General features: G+C 43.1%; 14 protein-coding genes, 1 tRNA gene and 2 rRNA genes (1 of these 17 running past the window's edge). 15 read left to right on the plus strand and 2 right to left on the minus strand.

The genetic code is table 11. The features are described 5' to 3' along the window. Window positions 1–8: 8 nt before the first annotated feature. From fmt to ADH27_RS02115, 9 genes are all read left to right on the plus strand, one after another. Complete coding sequence (fmt, locus tag ADH27_RS02075; protein ID WP_048715292.1) at window positions 9–944, plus strand: methionyl-tRNA formyltransferase; 936 nt, start codon at window positions 9–11, stop codon at window positions 942–944. Then, on the plus strand, window positions 934–2,247 hold the full coding sequence (gene rsmB / locus ADH27_RS02080) for a 16S rRNA (cytosine(967)-C(5))-methyltransferase RsmB (RefSeq protein WP_048715294.1): 1,314 nt from the start codon (window positions 934–936) through the stop codon (window positions 2,245–2,247). The genes fmt and rsmB overlap by 11 nt, the downstream gene beginning before the upstream one ends. A gap of 21 nt (window positions 2,248–2,268) precedes the next feature. Beyond that, on the plus strand, window positions 2,269–3,009 hold the full coding sequence (locus tag ADH27_RS02085; protein ID WP_048715296.1) for a Stp1/IreP family PP2C-type Ser/Thr phosphatase: 741 nt from the start codon (window positions 2,269–2,271) through the stop codon (window positions 3,007–3,009). After that, entirely contained in the window at window positions 3,006–4,877 is a 1,872-nt protein-coding gene (pknB, locus tag ADH27_RS02090) for a Stk1 family PASTA domain-containing Ser/Thr kinase (RefSeq protein ID WP_048715298.1), read from the plus strand. The genes ADH27_RS02085 and pknB overlap by 4 nt, the downstream gene beginning before the upstream one ends. A gap of 128 nt (window positions 4,878–5,005) precedes the next feature. Further along, the gene (gene liaF, locus ADH27_RS02095) at window positions 5,006–5,701 is read left to right on the plus strand and encodes a cell wall-active antibiotics response protein LiaF (protein ID WP_048715299.1); all 696 of its coding nucleotides are present in this window, start codon (window positions 5,006–5,008) and stop codon (window positions 5,699–5,701) included. Next, window positions 5,698–6,717 carry a sensor histidine kinase gene (locus ADH27_RS02100; protein ID WP_048715301.1) on the plus strand — a complete coding sequence of 340 codons (1,020 nt, stop codon included), beginning with the start codon at window positions 5,698–5,700 and terminating at the stop codon, window positions 6,715–6,717. Before liaF ends, ADH27_RS02100 begins: the two co-directional genes overlap by 4 nt. Next, complete coding sequence (locus ADH27_RS02105) at window positions 6,695–7,327, plus strand: response regulator transcription factor (RefSeq protein WP_048691919.1); 633 nt, start codon at window positions 6,695–6,697, stop codon at window positions 7,325–7,327. Before ADH27_RS02100 ends, ADH27_RS02105 begins: the two co-directional genes overlap by 23 nt. Window positions 7,328–7,371: 44 nt before the next feature. Next, window positions 7,372–8,778, plus strand: a complete 1,407-nt coding sequence (locus ADH27_RS02110; RefSeq protein WP_048715303.1) for a bifunctional Cof-type HAD-IIB family hydrolase/peptidylprolyl isomerase — start codon at window positions 7,372–7,374, stop codon at window positions 8,776–8,778. Further along, window positions 8,775–9,143, plus strand: a complete 369-nt coding sequence (locus tag ADH27_RS02115; protein ID WP_048715304.1) for a S1 RNA-binding domain-containing protein — start codon at window positions 8,775–8,777, stop codon at window positions 9,141–9,143. The genes ADH27_RS02110 and ADH27_RS02115 overlap by 4 nt, the downstream gene beginning before the upstream one ends. 51 nt (window positions 9,144–9,194) lie before the next feature. Here the strand turns inward: ADH27_RS02115 and cysK are convergent, their stop codons facing one another. After that, the gene (cysK, locus tag ADH27_RS02120; protein WP_048715306.1) at window positions 9,195–10,124 is read right to left on the minus strand and encodes a cysteine synthase A; all 930 of its coding nucleotides are present in this window, start codon (window positions 10,122–10,124) and stop codon (window positions 9,195–9,197) included. Window positions 10,125–10,215: 91 nt separating this feature from the next. Next, window positions 10,216–10,848 (minus strand): YigZ family protein, encoded by a 633-nt coding sequence (locus tag ADH27_RS02125; RefSeq protein WP_048715308.1) that lies wholly within the window; start codon window positions 10,846–10,848, stop codon window positions 10,216–10,218. Between the two features lie 55 nt (window positions 10,849–10,903). Between ADH27_RS02125 and ADH27_RS02130 the strand changes: the two genes are divergently transcribed. The 6 genes from ADH27_RS02130 to ADH27_RS02155 form a co-directional block, all read left to right on the plus strand. Further along, window positions 10,904–12,202: a DEAD/DEAH box helicase gene (locus tag ADH27_RS02130; protein WP_048715310.1), complete on the plus strand. Its 1,299-nt coding sequence runs from the start codon at window positions 10,904–10,906 to the stop codon at window positions 12,200–12,202. Window positions 12,203–12,264: 62 nt separating this feature from the next. Continuing rightward, window positions 12,265–12,870, plus strand: coding sequence for a ComF family protein (locus ADH27_RS02135; protein WP_082160965.1), 606 nt, complete (start codon window positions 12,265–12,267; stop codon window positions 12,868–12,870). An 87-nt stretch (window positions 12,871–12,957) separates the two neighbouring features. Then, window positions 12,958–13,503 (plus strand): ribosome hibernation-promoting factor, HPF/YfiA family, encoded by a 546-nt coding sequence (hpf, locus tag ADH27_RS02140; protein ID WP_006596830.1) that lies wholly within the window; start codon window positions 12,958–12,960, stop codon window positions 13,501–13,503. A 295-nt stretch (window positions 13,504–13,798) separates the two neighbouring features. Further along, window positions 13,799–15,347: ribosomal RNA gene (locus ADH27_RS02145) — 16S ribosomal RNA — on the plus strand. A gap of 53 nt (window positions 15,348–15,400) precedes the next feature. Continuing rightward, window positions 15,401–15,473 (plus strand) — tRNA-Ala (locus ADH27_RS02150). 129 nt (window positions 15,474–15,602) lie between these two features. Beyond that, a 23S ribosomal RNA gene (locus tag ADH27_RS02155) occupies window positions 15,603–17,233 on the plus strand; it runs 1,268 nt beyond the window's last position. Together the 16S and 23S rRNA genes with 1 tRNA gene alongside form the textbook arrangement of a ribosomal RNA operon.

Consider the following 17,233-nt stretch of genomic DNA (forward strand, 5'->3'; position numbering starts at 1 on the left):
GAGAAAAAATGACAAAAATACTATTTATGGGAACGCCTGATTTCTCAGCTACAGTCTTAAAAGGCTTGATTTCTGATGAACGCTATGAGATTCTAGCCGTTGTGACCCAACCAGATCGGGCAGTTGGCCGGAAAAAAGAAATCCGAATGACACCAGTAAAAGAAGCGGCTTTAGAAGCAGGCTTGCCAATCTACCAGCCGGAGAAACTATCTGGAAGCCAAGAACTAGAAGACTTATTGGCTTTGGGAGCAGACGGGATTGTCACAGCAGCCTTTGGACAATTCTTGCCGAGTCGTTTGTTAGAGGCAATGAAGTTTTCTGTCAACGTGCACGCTTCTCTTCTTCCAAAATACCGTGGTGGAGCGCCTATTCATTATGCCATCATGAATGGGGATAAAGAAGCTGGTGTGACCATCATGGAAATGGTCAAAGAGATGGATGCTGGAGATATGATTTCTTCTCGCGCCATCCCTATTTTAGAGGAGGACAATGTGGGAACCCTATTTGAGAAATTGGCTCTTGTTGGCCGGGATCTTCTTTTAGAAACTCTGCCAGCTTACCTTGCGGGAGAGCTTAAGCCACAACCGCAGGATACCCAACAAGTCACCTTCTCTCCAAATATCAAGCCAGAAGAAGAACGCCTGGATTGGACACGGACCAACCGTGAACTCTTTAACCAAGTTCGAGGCATGTATCCTTGGCCAGTTGCCCATACCCTATGGAAGGGTGAACGCTTTAAGATATACCAAGCAAAACCGTGTGAAGGTCAAGGAGAACCAGGGGAAATTTTAGCTCTCCATAAAAATGAAATCGTCGTTGCGACGGGTGAGGGAGCCTTAGCCTTGACCCTTGTTCAGCCAGCTGGTAAACCCAAGATGGCTGTCGGAGATTTCTTAAATGGTTTGGGGCGACAACTGCAAGTAGGTGATCAATTTGGTAAATAAGATGCAGACTGCACGAGGGGTGGCCCTATCTACCCTAGGAGAGATTTTCCAGGACGGTGCTTTTTCAAATATCGCCCTCAAAAAATCCTTGGGCAAGGCGACCTTGTCAGATGTGGATAAAAGTCTAGTAACCGAAATCGTCTATGGGACGGTTTCACGCAAACTAACCTTGGAATGGTATCTATCGCACTTTGTCGCTGATCGGGACCAGGTAGATCCCTGGATCTATCATCTTTTATTGATGAGCCTCTATCAGTTCGTCTATCTGGAGAAGATTCCTCCCCATGCTGTTGTCCATGAAGCAGTAGAGCTTGCCAAGCAACGGAAGAAGGGGAGTGAAAAATATGTCAATGCTCTCTTACGGAAAATGCTACGAGAGGAGCTTCCATCAATTGACCAGATTAAACGAATCAACAAACGACTTTCAATCCGCTATTCTCTTCCGGTTTGGTTGGTGAAAAAGTTGATGGACGAGTATGGTGAACAGCGGGCCATTGCGATTTTTGAGAGTCTCTATGTTCGCAACAAGGCTAGTGTTCGTGTTGTCGATCTGGATCAAAAAAAAGACATCAAGGAGCAATTGCAGGCTTCGGATTCTTTATTGGCTTCAACTGCCCTCGTAAAGGAGAATGGCTATTTTGCGGGCTCTGATTACTTCAAACAAGGGAAATTAACCATTCAAGATGAGACCAGTCAATTGGTCGCTCCGGCTTTAGAGGTCCAACCATCAGACCAGGTATTAGATGCCTGTGCAGCACCTGGGGGCAAGACCACCCATCTAGCTTCTTATCTAGTCGATGGGAAGATCACAGCCTTGGACTTGTACGATCATAAGCTCCAATTAATTCAGGAAAACGCGGAACGTCTGGGAGTTGCAGATAAAATTCAGACAAAAAAACTGGATGCCAGCCAGGTCTTTGAAGCTTTTGGAGCGGATGCCTTTGATAAAATCTTGGTAGACGCACCTTGCTCTGGGATTGGTTTGATCCGCCGTAAGCCAGATATCAAGTACAATAAAGATAATGCTGACTTTGCGTCTCTACAGGCGATTCAATTGGAAATATTGGATGGAGTTTGTCAAAGTGTGCGGAAAGATGGTATAATAGTCTACAGTACATGCACAATTATAGGAGAAGAGAATTTTGATGTGGTTGACCAGTTTTTAAAAACCCATCCAAATTTTGAACTCGTGCCATTAGATCATGAACGAAAAGATATTCTGAAAGATGGCTGTATTTTAATTACACCAGAATTGTATGGAAGCGACGGTTTCTTTATTAGTCGTTTTCGAAGAATATCGTAATCTCAGGAGGATACGGACAGTATGGAAATTTCTATCTTAACCGATGTAGGTCAAAGACGGACAAATAACCAAGACTATGCAAATCAATATAAAAATAAAGCGGGAAAATCCATGGTTTTTCTAGCTGACGGGATGGGGGGGCATCGTGCTGGTAATATTGCTAGCGAGATGGCTGTTACCGATCTCGGCGCTGCTTGGGTAGCGACTGAAATCAGCACCATTAACGAAGTCAGAGAGTGGTTTGCGGAGTATCTGGAAAAAGAAAACCAGCAGATCCATCGCATTGGTCAAGATGAAGAACATAAAGGAATGGGAACAACTCTCGAAGCTGTTGCCGTTATTGATGACCAAGTCTTATTTGCGCATGTAGGGGATTCCCGAATTGGACTCGTGCGTAATGGGGAATACCATCAATTAACCAGTGACCATTCTTTAGTAAACGCCTTGCTCAAAGCCGGACAGATTACGGAAGAAGAGGCAGCTCATCATCCCCAACGCAATATCATCACCCAATCCATTGGACAAAAAGATGAATTGCAACCGGATTTTGGTATGGTTACGGTTGAAGCGGGAGATTTCATTGTTATTAATAGTGATGGATTAACCAATATGATCTCTGGCGATGAAATCCGTGATATCGTTGTCAGCGATTTATCGGTTGAAGAAAAGGCAAAAACCTTGGTTCGCTTTGCGAATAATGCTGGCGGTTTGGACAATATTACAGTTGTACTGATTCACTTTGCTGAGGAGGATGTGGCATGATTCAAATCGGCAAAATTTTTGCCGGGCGATATAAGATAATCCGTCAAATCGGGCGTGGAGGGATGGCAGATGTCTACCTCGCTCGGGATTTAATCTTAGATGGTGAAGAAGTTGCAGTTAAAGTACTGAGGACCAATTACCAAACAGATCCAATTGCAGTTGCACGCTTTCAACGAGAGGCCAAAGCGATGGCAGATTTGGATCATCCAAATATCGTTCGGATCACGGATATCGGTGAAGAGGATGGCCAGCAATACTTGGCGATGGAATATGTCGCTGGTTTGGACTTGAAACGTTATATCAAAGAAAATGCCCCTCTCTCAAATGAAGAAGCTGTTCGCTTGATGGGGCAAATCCTCCTTGCTATGCGCTTGGCGCACACGCAAGGCATTATTCACCGTGATTTGAAACCTCAAAATGTCCTTCTAACATCGGACGGAAATGCCAAGGTTTCTGACTTTGGGATTGCAGTAGCCTTTGCAGAGACCAGTCTCACCCAGACCAACTCTATGTTGGGTTCGGTTCATTATTTATCACCAGAGCAAGCCAGAGGATCGAAAGCTTCTATTCAAAGTGATATCTATGCAATGGGGATCATTTTCTACGAAATGCTGACGGGTCATATCCCTTATGATGGGGATAGTGCAGTGACCATTGCGCTCCAACATTTCCAAAAACCACTTCCGTCCATCATTGAAGAGAACAAAAATGTTCCGCAGGCTTTGGAAAATGTGGTGATTAAGGCCACAGCAAAGAAACTATCCGATCGCTATAAGTCGGTAGCTGAAATGTATGTCGACTTGTCAAGTTGTCTATCTTATGAACGCCGTAACGAGAAAAAATTAGTCTTTGATGACGCTTCAAAAGCGGATACTAAGACCCTACCAAAGGTGAATGTGGTTCCAAAACCGGCTCCACTTCCAACATCAGAGGCTCGTCCTACAGTTCATGAGGACCGACCAGTGGCTTCAGAGGATCGAACAGCTCCAGTTTCTCCAAAAAATAAGCCACGTCGTCGTTTGCGGACGCGCTACAAGGTCTTGTTTGTCGCCCTAGCTTTGGTACTAGCTGCCTTTGCCTTTCTTCTTTATATGAGTCCAGCCAACAAAACAGTGCCGGATGTATCTGGAAAAACAGTAGCAGAAGCGCGTGCTATCATTGAAGATCAGGATCTTCAAGTGGGAGACGAAAAAGAAGAATACAGTGATTCGGTGCTGGAGGGTTATGTAATCCGTACCAATCCAAATGCAGGAGCTCAGAAAAAAGAAAACAGCAAGGTTGATTTGGTTGTCTCGAAAGGACCAAGCACCTTTGACATGCCGAACTATATAAAAATGTCTAGAGAAGATGCTGAAAATGACCTGAAAAATAACTATAAGCTGTCTAGCAAGCTGATTTCGATTGAAGAAGTCGAGACCGATGAAGTGGAGCCAGGAATTGTGCTTGAGCAATCTCCTACCGCTGGTCGAAAATATGATTTGACTTCTAATACCAAGGTTGTTCTGAAAGTATCTAAGGAAATTAATTCGATCGAGTTACCAAGTTATGTTGGTTCTAATTATGAATTTGCTGTCTCTAATCTCGTTCAGATCTACGGGGTGAAGGAAGCAAATATTGAACGGAAGACTACATCGCATCTGCCGGATGGAGTAGAAGTATTACCAGGTCAAATTGTGAGTCAGACTCCAGAAGCTCAATCGAGCATCGATATTAAAAAGACTCGCATTGTCTTAACCGTATACGAACCGAAGACGGAACCATCAAGTAGTACGAAAGCTTCAAGCAGTTCATCAGAAAGCTCAAGCTCTACAACAGTGGAATCCCATTCCAATACGGAGCCTTCAGCCTCTACAGAACCAGAGTCGTAACGTGATGACTCTATAAAACCAGACCGATTAGTCTGGTTTTTTTAGTACAGAGAGAGTTGGATGAATCCTTCTAGAGTCTGAAGCGAATCCCTTGGAATTTTGATAAAATAGAATGGAGAGGTTCAATTATGTGGAAGATTCAATTGTTTGTGTTTGTTGAAGCTTTGTTACTCACCATGGCTGCAATCACTATTTTGGCGGGAAATATATCTCGTATCGTCCTAATCGTGGTTCTGTGCTTGCTTCTATTGTATTATTACATCGGAAAACAGCGGAGTAACTTTCTTTTAGTGGCATCCAGCATTCTGCTGTTTTTTATTGTCATGTTAAATCCTTATGTCATTGCTGCGCTTTTGTTTGCCGTCGTCTATGCCATGCTGGTGGCTTATCCCTATTTTTACCGTGAAAACGAAGAAGTGAAGATAGATTATGAGGAAGATGTAGAAATCCGACAAGAGAAAACACCTTGGATTGGGGATCTGCATCATTTTTCAAAGGTAAACTGCCATTTTCGTGATTTAACGATTACTCGTTTAGTGGGGCGGGATACGATCCATTTAGACGAAGTGATTGTTGTGAATCATGACAATGTCATCATCTTGAGAAAGATGTTTGGCAATACGAAAATTATTTTGCCGGTGGATGTGGAGCTGAGTTTGCAGGTGAATACCTTATATGGAGAATTGCGCCTCTTCTCTCAAAAACCTAGGAAATTGAGAAATGAGACAGTTAGCATGGAGACACCAAATTATCGAAGTTCCCATCGAACAGTGAAGCTTGTTATTGCGGGGATTGTAGGAGATGTGGAGGTCGTCAGAGGATGAAACGAACAGACTATCTTTTAATCTTCCTTTATACGCTCTTAATTCTAGCTGTTATTATCCATTCAATCTTTGGTCTTTTCGACTTTCAGTGGACTTATCTATTGGAAGATTTATCCAAACTACGTGCTTTTCTGTTTATTGGTTTTGGCTTGACGGTTGCTCTGACTATTTTGATGATTCTATTGATTAAATTGATTCAATTTACAATCATGAACACCGTCCAAAAAAACCTGAGAAACTTGCTCGAAGGCAAGAAGCTAAAACTCGGAGAAAACAAAGAGATTAATGAAGAGTTTCAACGCTTGGATCGTAAGCTCAAACGCCTGACAGAAAATTTGCAACGAACAGAAAATCGGGTCATGCAAAATGAAGAAGAGATTGTGGAAAGAGAGCGGCGGCGAATTGCCCGAGATCTCCATGATACGGTGAGCCAAGAATTATTTGCAGCTAATATGATTTTGTCTGGTGTAGCCAGTCAGGATCAAGTTCTTCAACTCCCTAAAGTAGGGCAACAGTTGAAGGGGGTCACAGAAATTCTAAACACCGCTCAAAATGATTTGCGGATTCTCTTATTACACCTGCGGCCGACAGAATTAGAAGGTCGAAACTTGGTAGAAGGTCTTCAGGTGATTTTTAGAGAACTACAAGAAAAGAGTAATTTAGAAGTTTATTTTGAACACGATGTTCAAAAGTTACCAAAAACTATTGAAGAGCATATTTTTCGAATTGTACAAGAAGTAGTGAGCAATACACTAAAACATGCCCATGCGAAGCGCTTGGATGTTTATCTGTTGCAAACAGAACAATCTCTCCATCTCAAATTAGCAGATGATGGAGTGGGGTTTGATCCAGAATCTTTGGGTGAACTAAGTTACGGTATGAAGAATATTCAGGATCGAGTAGATGACATGGCAGGAAGAATTAAGATTTTGACCAGTCCCAAAAAGGGAGTGGCTATTGATATTAAAGTGCCGTTAGTAGAAGGAGAAGATGATGAAATTATTACTAGTAGATGATCATGAAATGGTCCGATTAGGCTTGAAAAGCTATTTAAGTATGCAAGATGGGATTGATCAAGTCCTAGAAGCCAGTGATGGTCAAGCAGGTGTAGAGTTAGCCTTACAAGAGCGACCAGATGTCATCATTATGGATATTGTCATGCCCCATATGACCGGGATTGAAGCGACACTTGCAATCCTAAAGGAGTGGCCAGATGCAAAAATATTGATCCTAACATCCTATTTGGACAATGAAAAAATCTATCCTGTCTTGGATGCGGGTGCCAAGGGCTACATGCTCAAAACGTCCAGTGCAGAGGAAATTTTACGGGCTATTCGCAAGGTGGAACAGGGAGAGTTAGCAATTGAGACAGAGGTCAGCCAAAAAGTAGAGTATCGGAAGAACCACGTGGAACTCCATGATGACTTGACCGCGCGTGAACGAGATATCTTGGCTTTGCTAACCAAGGGATATGAAAATCAACGGATTGCCGATGAGTTATTCATTTCATTAAAAACGGTCAAGACCCATGTGTCGAATATTTTGTCAAAATTAGAAGTGAGCGACCGTACTCAGGCAGTGGTCTATGCCTTCCAGCATCACTTGGTTTCTCAGGAAGATTTTTAGTCAAAAACATGCTATAATAGACAGCATACTGAATGGAGACCCACATGGATGCAAAAACACGCTACAAAGCAAAAAAGATTAAAATAGTATTTTTTGATATTGACGATACCTTACGAAACGTTGAGACCGGCTATGTTCCGGCTTCGGTCACCCGAGTATTCTCTCAATTACGAGAAAAAGGAATTTACACAGCTATTGCTAGTGGAAGAGGGATTTTTGGAGTGCCAGAAGAAATCAAGGCTCTCCAACCTGACTTTTACGTCACTCTGAATGGTTCCTACGTGATTGATCGTAAGGAGCATGTCATTTATGAAGAAAGGGTACCAAATCCACTTGTTCAAGACTTTATTGCTTGGGCTAAGCAGGTAGGGATTCATTATGGTTTGGTTGGAAGTCATCAAGCAGCTCTTTCGACTCGGACAGAAGAGATAAGTCGGGCTATTGACCCCATTTATCCAAAGCTACCAGTAGATCCTGATTTTGCTGCCAAACATCCCATTTATCAGATGTGGACTTTCGAGACTGGTAAAACAGTTGATGACCTACCTGAAAATTTGGAGCAAAAATTGCGTTTGGTTCGCTGGCACCCAATCTCATCAGATGTTGTCTTAGATCAGCAATCAAAAGCTCATGGTGTCTCAAAAGTAGTCGAAAAATTGGGATTCAAACCAGAAAATGTCTTAACATTTGGGGATGGATTGAACGACTTAGAACTATTTGACTATGCTGGTTTAGCGATTGCCATGGGAAACGCCCAGGATGCATTAAAAGCTAAAGCAGATTATGTCACAAAAAATTTAGAAGAAGATGGCATCTTACATGCCTTAGAGGAGTTAAAAATGGTTGAAAAAGAATTGCACTTACCACAAACAAAAATGGATCAAGAAACAGGACCAATTGCGACGATTCATACCAACTATGGAGATATGAAGATTCGTCTCTTCCCTGATCAAGCACCGAAAACAGTAGCAAATTTTATTGCACTTGCAAAAGATGGCTACTACAATGGAGTGATTTTCCACCGCATCATTAAAGATTTCATGATCCAAGGTGGGGACCCAACTGGAACAGGTATGGGTGGAGAATCCATCTATGGAGAGTCTTTTGAAGATGAATTCTCAGAAGAGTTGTACAATATCCGTGGTGCGCTATCCATGGCCAATGCTGGTCCAAATACCAACGGTAGTCAATTCTTCATTGTTCAAAACCAACACCTTCCTTATTCTAAAAAGGAAATTGCCCGTGGTGGTTGGCCTGAAGCCATTGCAGAGATTTATGCAGAAGAAGGAGGAACTCCTCATTTGGACCGTCGTCACACAGTATTCGGGCAATTGATGGATGAAGCTTCTTATCAAGTATTGGATACAATTGCGGCTGTTGAGACAGGTGCCATGGACAAACCTAAAGAAGACGTGGTCATGGAATCGATTGACATTGAGGGAGAGGCATGAGAATCGGGGATAAACTCAAGGGTGTTGTGACAGGCTTGCAACCTTATGGAGCCTTTGTTGAATTAGAGACAGGGGTAACCGGTTTGATTCATATTTCTGAAATCCGCAGTGGATATATCGACAACATTCATGATATCTTAAAAATTGGGGATCAAGTTTGTACCCAGGTTATTGATATAGATGAATACTCTGGGAAGGCTAGCTTGTCCCTTCGAGCCTTAGAAGCTGGGAACAGAAAGCATTTTCGCCATCATCGTTTTTCAAATGATCGCCATAAGATCGGTTTTACTCCTTTAGCCAAACAATTACCTATTTGGATTAAAGAAAGTAAAGAATTTTTGAGTGACACCAGTCAGGGAAAATAAGAATTTGTTTCTGCAGATAGAAAGAAAAGAGGCTACATCGTAGCCTCTTTTTTATTCTTGATCAAAATCGTAAAGGGTAGTTGAAAGGTAACGTTCCCCATTATCCGGTGCCAAAGCCAAGACTTTTTTACCAGCTCCAAGCTCTTTAGCGACTTCAATTGCTGCATAGATAGCGGCAGCAGATGAAATCCCAACTAAGAATCCTTCTTTTCCACCAATGTAGCGACCTAATTCTAAAGCTTGTTCAGAAGTGACGCGGATTACGCCATCATAAGAATTGGTATCCAACGTTTCTGGAATGAAACCTGCTGACAATCCTTGGATTTTGTGTGGTCCAGGTTTTTCACCAGAAAGAATCGCTGATTCATCTGCTTCAACTGCATAGACTTGGACAGCTGGGTTGACTTTTTTCAAGGCATGAGAAACACCTGAAATAGTTCCACCAGTTCCAACACCACTGACATAAGCATCCAATCCATTTGGTCCGAAAGCTTCTAAAATTTCTTGTCCTGTTGTTGCTTCATGGACTTCTGGGTTGGCGCTATTGTTAAATTGGAGGGGAAGGAAACCGTTTCGTTCTGCAGCGATTTCTTCTGCTTTAGCGATAGCTCCTTTCATTCCTTCACTACCTGGAGTTAAGACAAGTTCTGCTCCATAAGCTTGAATGATTTTTCGACGTTCAACACTCATGGTTTCAGGCATGACGATAACCACTTTATACCCTTTGGCAGCTCCGACCCATGATAAACCGATTCCTGTATTTCCGCTGGTTGCTTCAACGATAGTAGAACCAGGTTGAAGAAGTCCATCTCGTTCTGCTTTTTCAATCATGCTAAGAGCAATCCGGTCTTTGACAGATGAACCAGGGTTGAAGGCTTCTAATTTAACATAGACCTCAGCAGCCCCTTCAGGTACTAGGTGATTCAATTTTACAATAGGTGTTTTTCCGATTAATTCTGTAATATTTTGATAGATTGGCATACGATATACACTCCTTTGTTAGTGTATCCAGTATACCGCCAGTAAGAAGGTTTGTAAAATATAAAAAAGCTATCAAGGTGATAGCCTTTTTTTATAACGGGATAGGAACTTCCACTTCCTTTAACCCCTGATCACTAATCTCAACTTTTCCATGGTAAAAATCAATCAGTTCCGCAATCACATCCTCTTTTTGCTCTTTATCTACATAGATCAGACTAAAGACAGCATCGGTGAAGTCTGTCTGGAATTCTGTTAATTGGTGAGCGGATAAAAAGTTCGCAAACTCTTGGTATTGGGGGTAAGTTAAGCTAATCCCTAGACCAACCTGCTCTTTTATTTCAACGAGACCGATTTCTTTTACAGCTTGTGCGACACTGCCAGCATAAGCGCGAATGAGTCCACCGGCTCCTAGCTTGATGCCTCCAAAATAACGAGTGACGACACAGCAGACATTGGTCAGTTCGTGATTCTCTAAAACACCAAGCATGGGCACGCCAGCAGTCCCACTCGGTTCGCCATCGTCACTGGTCCGTTTAATTTCAAATTGCTCTCCAATGACAAAAGCAGAACAATTGTGAGTTGCCTTATAATGTTCCTTTTTGATAGCGGCTATAAAGTCGCGTGCTTCCTCTTCAGTATAAACTCGTTTAACATGGCAAAGAAAGCGGGATTTTTTAATTTCTTCTTGGACGAGACCGTCCTCTTTAAAAGTCTTGTATTCCATACATTTATTTTACAAAAAAACTCTTAAAACTGCGAGCTTTTACGAATATATAAGTATGAAACTTGAAGATTGTTATGGACGCTTGTTCACCCAAGACCAACTGGAGGATGACCTGCTTGAGCAGGCTCAGCAACTACCAGCTATAGTGCAGGAAAAGACGGCGTTGACTTGTAATCGGTGCGGAACCCAGATTGATAAGACTAGATGGAAACTACAGATAGGAAGCTACTATTGTAGAGCCTGCATTCAATTAGGAAGAGTTAGGAGTGACCAAGCACTCTACTACTTTCCCCAACAAGCCTTTCCGCAAGAAGAAGTCTTAAGATGGCAGGGAACCTTAACTCCTTTTCAAAGTCGGGTTTCCCAGGAGTTGGTTCAATCCTTAACAGAAAGCAAGCCGATGATGGTACACGCAGTAACAGGAGCAGGTAAAACGGAAATGATGTACCAAGTGGTGGCGGAAACGATTAAAAAAGGGACATGTGTGTGCATTGCTACACCAAGGATTGACGTGTGTATTGAATTGTATAAACGGATGACGCTGGACTTTTCCTGTCCCATCTCCTTGTTGCACGGTGATTCAGACCCTTATTTCCGAACGCCTCTTGTCATATCCACTACTCATCAACTACTCAAATTTTATCAAGCTTTCGATCTCCTCATAATCGATGAAGTCGATGCCTTTCCTTTTGTTGACAACCCCGTTCTCTATCATGCCGTTTCAAATGCCGTAACCAAGAATGGGAAGCTCATCTATTTGACAGCTACCTCCACAGAAGAATTGGATAAAAAGGTCAAAAAACAGGAGATAAAACGCGTTAGTCTACCTAGACGCTTTCATGGTAATCCCCTTGTGGTCCCTAAAAAAGTATGGTTAAAAGATCTACGTAAAAAAATAGAAAAGAAACAAGTGCCAACGAAGTTGCTCAAGCTAATAAAAGAACAACGGAAAACCTCCTTTCCCCTGATCCTATTTGTATCAGAAATCGAATTAGGAGAAAAAATCCTCAGTCTATTAAGAAGGGCCTTCAAGAATGAGATCATCGAACTGGTAACCTCAAAAACGGATAATAGGTTGGAACTGGTAGAAAAATTTCGCAATCAAGAAATCACTATACTTGTGTCAACGACCATTCTCGAACGGGGGGTCACCTTCCCTAAAGTAGACGTGTTTGTGATTGAGGCCAACCATCGATTGTTTACCAAGAGCGCTCTGGTTCAAATCGCAGGTCGTGTGGGAAGAAGTATGGAAAGACCCACAGGGGAATTACTATACTTGGCAGAAGGTAGTAGCAAAGAGATGACGCAAGCTATTAAAGAAATAAAAGAAATGAATCGGGAGGCAGGTTTTTGAGTAATTGTTTGCTATGTGATGAAGAGATTTCCAATCAAGAATCCTTAAAGAGCCTGATCCTAATGAAAAAGGATAATCCAACAATGTGTGACAACTGTAAAAACAAGTTTGACCCAATTAGTGAAGCTAGTTGCAAGACTTGTTGTAAAAAAAGCACAGAGACTTTTTGTGAAGATTGCCAAGAGTGGAAACGAAAAGGAAAGAAGGTAAACCATAGAGCGCTTTACTATTATAGTGAAGAAATGAAGGAATATTTTCAAAGGTACAAGTTTCAAGGTGACCAATTATTAGCTTGTCTCTTTGCTGAAGAAATGAAGGCAGAACTAAAAAGATATAAAGGTTATACCATAGTTCCCATACCTTTAAGCGATGAGAGAAAAGAGAAGAGGGGCTTTAATCAAGTAACAGCCATTTTAGAATCTGCGGGAATCTCCTATCAAGACCTATTGAGAAAAAAGGATACAAAGGCTCAATCACAAAAAAATAAAAAGGAAAGATTGAAAGCAGAACAAGCCTTTGAACGCATAGAGCTAGAAAATCAAAGCTGGCCAGAGAATATAGTGATAGTAGATGATATCTATACAACAGGAGCAACCATCGAAAGAGCCAAAGAAATGTTAATTGTAAATGGGGTGAAAGAAATAAGATCTTTTTCAATAGCAAGATAGAATAATCAAAAATATATTTGCAAAAACAAAATGAAAGCGTTATAATAAAGATATAAAAAGAAAAACGTTTAGAAAGAAGGTACTTATATGATTAAATATAGTATCCGTGGTGAAAACCTAGAAGTAACAGAAGCCATTCACGACTACGTCGTTTCTAAACTCGAAAAAATTGAAAAATATTTTCAAGCAGAGCAAGAATTGGATGCCCGCGTAAATCTAAAAGTTTATCGTGAAAAAACTGCAAAAGTTGAGGTCACGATTCCACTTGGTTCCATTACACTTCGTGCAGAAGATGTTTCTCAAGATATGTATGGATCAATCGACTTGGTAGTTGATAAGATTGAACGTCAAATTCGAAAGAATAAAACAAAAATTGAAAAGAAAAATCGTAGCAAATCTGCAACCAGCAAAATCTTTACAGACGCTCTGGTTGAGGAAAGTGTTGCTCTTGAAAAAGTTGTCCGCACAAAAACGATTGACATTGAACCAATGGAACTAGATGAAGCCATCCTACAAATGGAACTATTGGGACATGACTTCTTCATCTACAAAGATGTGGAAGATAACACAACAAACGTCATCTACCGTCGCGAAGATGGAGATGTAGGACTTCTTGAAGTCAAAGAAAAATAAGCTAATACAATAAGAAAGCTCCTGTAGAACATACAGGAGCTTTCTTATATTATAAGAAGATAAAGTTTCTAAAATCAAAAAAACAATAAAAAATTTAAAAAAATAGAAAAAAGATATTGACAAGACTATATGGTCGTGATATACTAATATAGTTGTCGCGCAAGAGCGACAAAGACCTTTGAAAACTGAACAAGACGAACCAATGTGCAGGGCGCTACAACTGAAGTTGTAGTAACTGAACAATGAAAAAACAATAAATCTGTCAGTGACAGAATGAGTTTAGACAAACAATTATTTTAATGAGAGTTTGATCCTGGCTCAGGATGAACGCTGGCGGCGTGCCTAATACATGCAAGTAGAACGCTGAAGGAAGGAGCTTGCTCTTTCCGGATGAGTTGCGAACGGGTGAGTAACGCGTAGGTAACCTGCCTGGTAGCGGGGGATAACTATTGGAAACGATAGCTAATACCGCATAACAGTAGATATTGCATGATATCTGCTTGAAAGGGGCAATTGCTCCACTACCAGATGGACCTGCGTTGTATTAGCTAGTTGGTGAGGTAACGGCTCACCAAGGCGACGATACATAGCCGACCTGAGAGGGTGATCGGCCACACTGGGACTGAGACACGGCCCAGACTCCTACGGGAGGCAGCAGTAGGGAATCTTCGGCAATGGACGGAAGTCTGACCGAGCAACGCCGCGTGAGTGAAGAAGGTTTTCGGATCGTAAAGCTCTGTTGTAAGAGAAGAACGAGTGTGAGAGTGGAAAGTTCACACTGTGACGGTATCTTACCAGAAAGGGACGGCTAACTACGTGCCAGCAGCCGCGGTAATACGTAGGTCCCGAGCGTTATCCGGATTTATTGGGCGTAAAGCGAGCGCAGGCGGTTAGATAAGTCTGAAGTTAAAGGCTGTGGCTTAACCATAGTACGCTTTGGAAACTGTTTAACTTGAGTGCAAGAGGGGAGAGTGGAATTCCATGTGTAGCGGTGAAATGCGTAGATATATGGAGGAACACCGGTGGCGAAAGCGGCTCTCTGGCTTGTAACTGACGCTGAGGCTCGAAAGCGTGGGGAGCAAACAGGATTAGATACCCTGGTAGTCCACGCCGTAAACGATGAGTGCTAGGTGTTGGGTCCTTTCCGGGACTCAGTGCCGCAGCTAACGCATTAAGCACTCCGCCTGGGGAGTACGACCGCAAGGTTGAAACTCAAAGGAATTGACGGGGGCCCGCACAAGCGGTGGAGCATGTGGTTTAATTCGAAGCAACGCGAAGAACCTTACCAGGTCTTGACATCCCTCTGACCGCTCTAGAGATAGAGCTTTCCTTCGGGACAGAGGTGACAGGTGGTGCATGGTTGTCGTCAGCTCGTGTCGTGAGATGTTGGGTTAAGTCCCGCAACGAGCGCAACCCCTATTGTTAGTTGCCATCATTCAGTTGGGCACTCTAGCGAGACTGCCGGTAATAAACCGGAGGAAGGTGGGGATGACGTCAAATCATCATGCCCCTTATGACCTGGGCTACACACGTGCTACAATGGCTGGTACAACGAGTCGCAAGTCGGTGACGGCAAGCTAATCTCTTAAAGCCAGTCTCAGTTCGGATTGTAGGCTGCAACTCGCCTACATGAAGTCGGAATCGCTAGTAATCGCGGATCAGCACGCCGCGGTGAATACGTTCCCGGGCCTTGTACACACCGCCCGTCACACCACGAGAGTTTGTAACACCCGAAGTCGGTGAGGTAACCTTTTAGGAGCCAGCCGCCTAAGGTGGGATAGATGATTGGGGTGAAGTCGTAACAAGGTAGCCGTATCGGAAGGTGCGGCTGGATCACCTCCTTTCTAAGGATAAGGAAACCTGCACGTTCGTCTTGTTTAGTTTTGAGAGGTCTTGTGGGGCCTTAGCTCAGCTGGGAGAGCGCCTGCTTTGCACGCAGGAGGTCAGCGGTTCGATCCCGCTAGGCTCCATTGGTGAGAGATCACCAAGGATGAACATTGAAAATTGAATATCTATATCAAATAGTAACAAGAAAATAAACCGAAAACGCTGTGAATATTTAATGAGTTTTCTAATTTTTTAAGAAATTAGGTTAATAAGGTTAAGTTAATAAGGGCGCACGGTGGATGCCTTGGCACTAGGAGCCGAAGAAGGACGTGACAAACGACGAAATGCCTCGGGGAGCTGTAAGTAAGCTTAGATCCGGGGGTGTCCGAATGGGGGAACCCAGCAGGTAATACCTGTTACCCATATCTGTTAAGGATATGAGGAGGAAGACGCAGTGAACTGAAACATCTAAGTAGCTGCAGGAAGAGAAAGCAAAAGCGATTGCCTTAGTAGCGGCGAGCGAAACGGCAGGAGGGCAAACCGAAGAGTTTACTCTTCGGGGTTGTAGGACTGCAATGTGGACTTAAAGATTATAGAAGAACTACCTGGGAAGGTAGGCCAAAGAGAGTAACAGCCTCGTATTTTAAATAGTCTTTATACCTAGCAGTATCCTGAGTACGGCGAGACACGTGGAATCTCGTCGGAATCTGGGAGGACCATCTCCCAACCCTAAATACTCCCTAGTGACCGATAGTGAACCAGTACCGTGAGGGAAAGGTGAAAAGCACCCCGGGAGGGGAGTGAAATAGAACCTGAAACCGTGTGCCTACAACAAGTTCGAGCCCGTTAATGGGTGAGAGCGTGCCTTTTGTAGAATGAACCGGCGAGTTACGATATGATGCGAGGTTAAGTTGAAGAGACGGAGCCGTAGGGAAACCGAGTCTGAATAGGGCGTCTTAGTATTATGTCGTAGACCCGAAACCATGTGACCTACCCATGAGCAGGTTGAAGGTGCGGTAAAACGCACTGGAGGACCGAACCAGGGCACGTTGAAAAGTGCTTGGATGACTTGTGGGTAGCGGAGAAATTCCAAACGAACTTGGAGATAGCTGGTTCTCTCCGAAATAGCTTTAGGGCTAGCGTCGACATTAAGATTCTTGGAGGTAGAGCACTGTTTGGGTGAGGGGTCCATCCCGGATTACCAATCTCAGATAAACTCCGAATGCCAATGAATTATGGTCGGCAGTCAGACTGCGAGTGCTAAGATCCGTAGTCGAAAGGGAAACAGCCCAGACCACCAGCTAAGGTCCCAAAATAATTGTTAAGTGGAAAAGGATGTGGGGTTGCACAGACAACTAGGATGTTAGCTTAGAAGCAGCTATTCATTCAAAGAGTGCGTAATAGCTCACTAGTCGAGTGACCCTGCGCCGAAAATGTACCGGGGCTAAAACAATTTACCGAAGCTGTGGATACCTTTAATGGTATGGTAGGAGAGCGTTCTATGTGTGAAGAAGGTATACCGTGAGGAGTGCTGGAACGCATAGAAGTGAGAATGCCGGTATGAGTAGCGAAAGACAGGTGAGAATCCTGTCCACCGTAAGACTAAGGTTTCCAGGGGAAGGCTCGTCCGCCCTGGGTTAGTCGGGACCTAAGGAGAGACCGAAAGGTGTATCCGATGGACAACAGGTTGATATTCCTGTACTAGAGTATGTAGTGATGGAGGGACGCAGTAGGCTAACTAAAGCGTGCGATTGGAAGTGCACGTCTAAGCAGTGAGGTGTGAATTGAGTTAAATGCTTAGTTCAATAACATTGAGCTGTGATGGGGAGCGAAGTTTAGTAGCGAAGTTAGTGATGTCACACTGCCAAGAAAAGCTTCTAGCGTTAAACATACTCTACCCGTA

It is taken from the genome of Streptococcus sp. 343_SSPC (assembly GCF_001072385.1).
In the GTDB taxonomy this organism is placed as follows: domain Bacteria; phylum Bacillota; class Bacilli; order Lactobacillales; family Streptococcaceae; genus Streptococcus.

What these genes read in the sequence shown, in the direction of transcription:
- fmt (WP_048715292.1), top strand. Translation starts at nt 9, where the DNA reads ATGACAAAAATACTATTTATGGGAACGCCTGATTTCTCAGCTACAGTC.
- ADH27_RS02085 (WP_048715296.1), top strand. Translation starts at nt 2,269, where the DNA reads ATGGAAATTTCTATCTTAACCGATGTAGGTCAAAGACGGACAAATAAC.
- ADH27_RS02125 (WP_048715308.1), bottom strand. Translation starts at nt 10,848, where the DNA reads ATGGAATACAAGACTTTTAAAGAGGACGGTCTCGTCCAAGAAGAAATT.
- ADH27_RS02105 (WP_048691919.1), top strand. Translation starts at nt 6,695, where the DNA reads ATGAAATTATTACTAGTAGATGATCATGAAATGGTCCGATTAGGCTTG.
- pknB (WP_048715298.1), top strand. Translation starts at nt 3,006, where the DNA reads ATGATTCAAATCGGCAAAATTTTTGCCGGGCGATATAAGATAATCCGT.
- ADH27_RS02110 (WP_048715303.1), top strand. Translation starts at nt 7,372, where the DNA reads ATGGATGCAAAAACACGCTACAAAGCAAAAAAGATTAAAATAGTATTT.
- hpf (WP_006596830.1), top strand. Translation starts at nt 12,958, where the DNA reads ATGATTAAATATAGTATCCGTGGTGAAAACCTAGAAGTAACAGAAGCC.
- ADH27_RS02100 (WP_048715301.1), top strand. Translation starts at nt 5,698, where the DNA reads ATGAAACGAACAGACTATCTTTTAATCTTCCTTTATACGCTCTTAATT.
- liaF (WP_048715299.1), top strand. Translation starts at nt 5,006, where the DNA reads ATGTGGAAGATTCAATTGTTTGTGTTTGTTGAAGCTTTGTTACTCACC.
- ADH27_RS02130 (WP_048715310.1), top strand. Translation starts at nt 10,904, where the DNA reads ATGAAACTTGAAGATTGTTATGGACGCTTGTTCACCCAAGACCAACTG.
- ADH27_RS02115 (WP_048715304.1), top strand. Translation starts at nt 8,775, where the DNA reads ATGAGAATCGGGGATAAACTCAAGGGTGTTGTGACAGGCTTGCAACCT.
- ADH27_RS02135 (WP_082160965.1), top strand. Translation starts at nt 12,265, where the DNA reads ATGAAAAAGGATAATCCAACAATGTGTGACAACTGTAAAAACAAGTTT.
- cysK (WP_048715306.1), bottom strand. Translation starts at nt 10,124, where the DNA reads ATGCCAATCTATCAAAATATTACAGAATTAATCGGAAAAACACCTATT.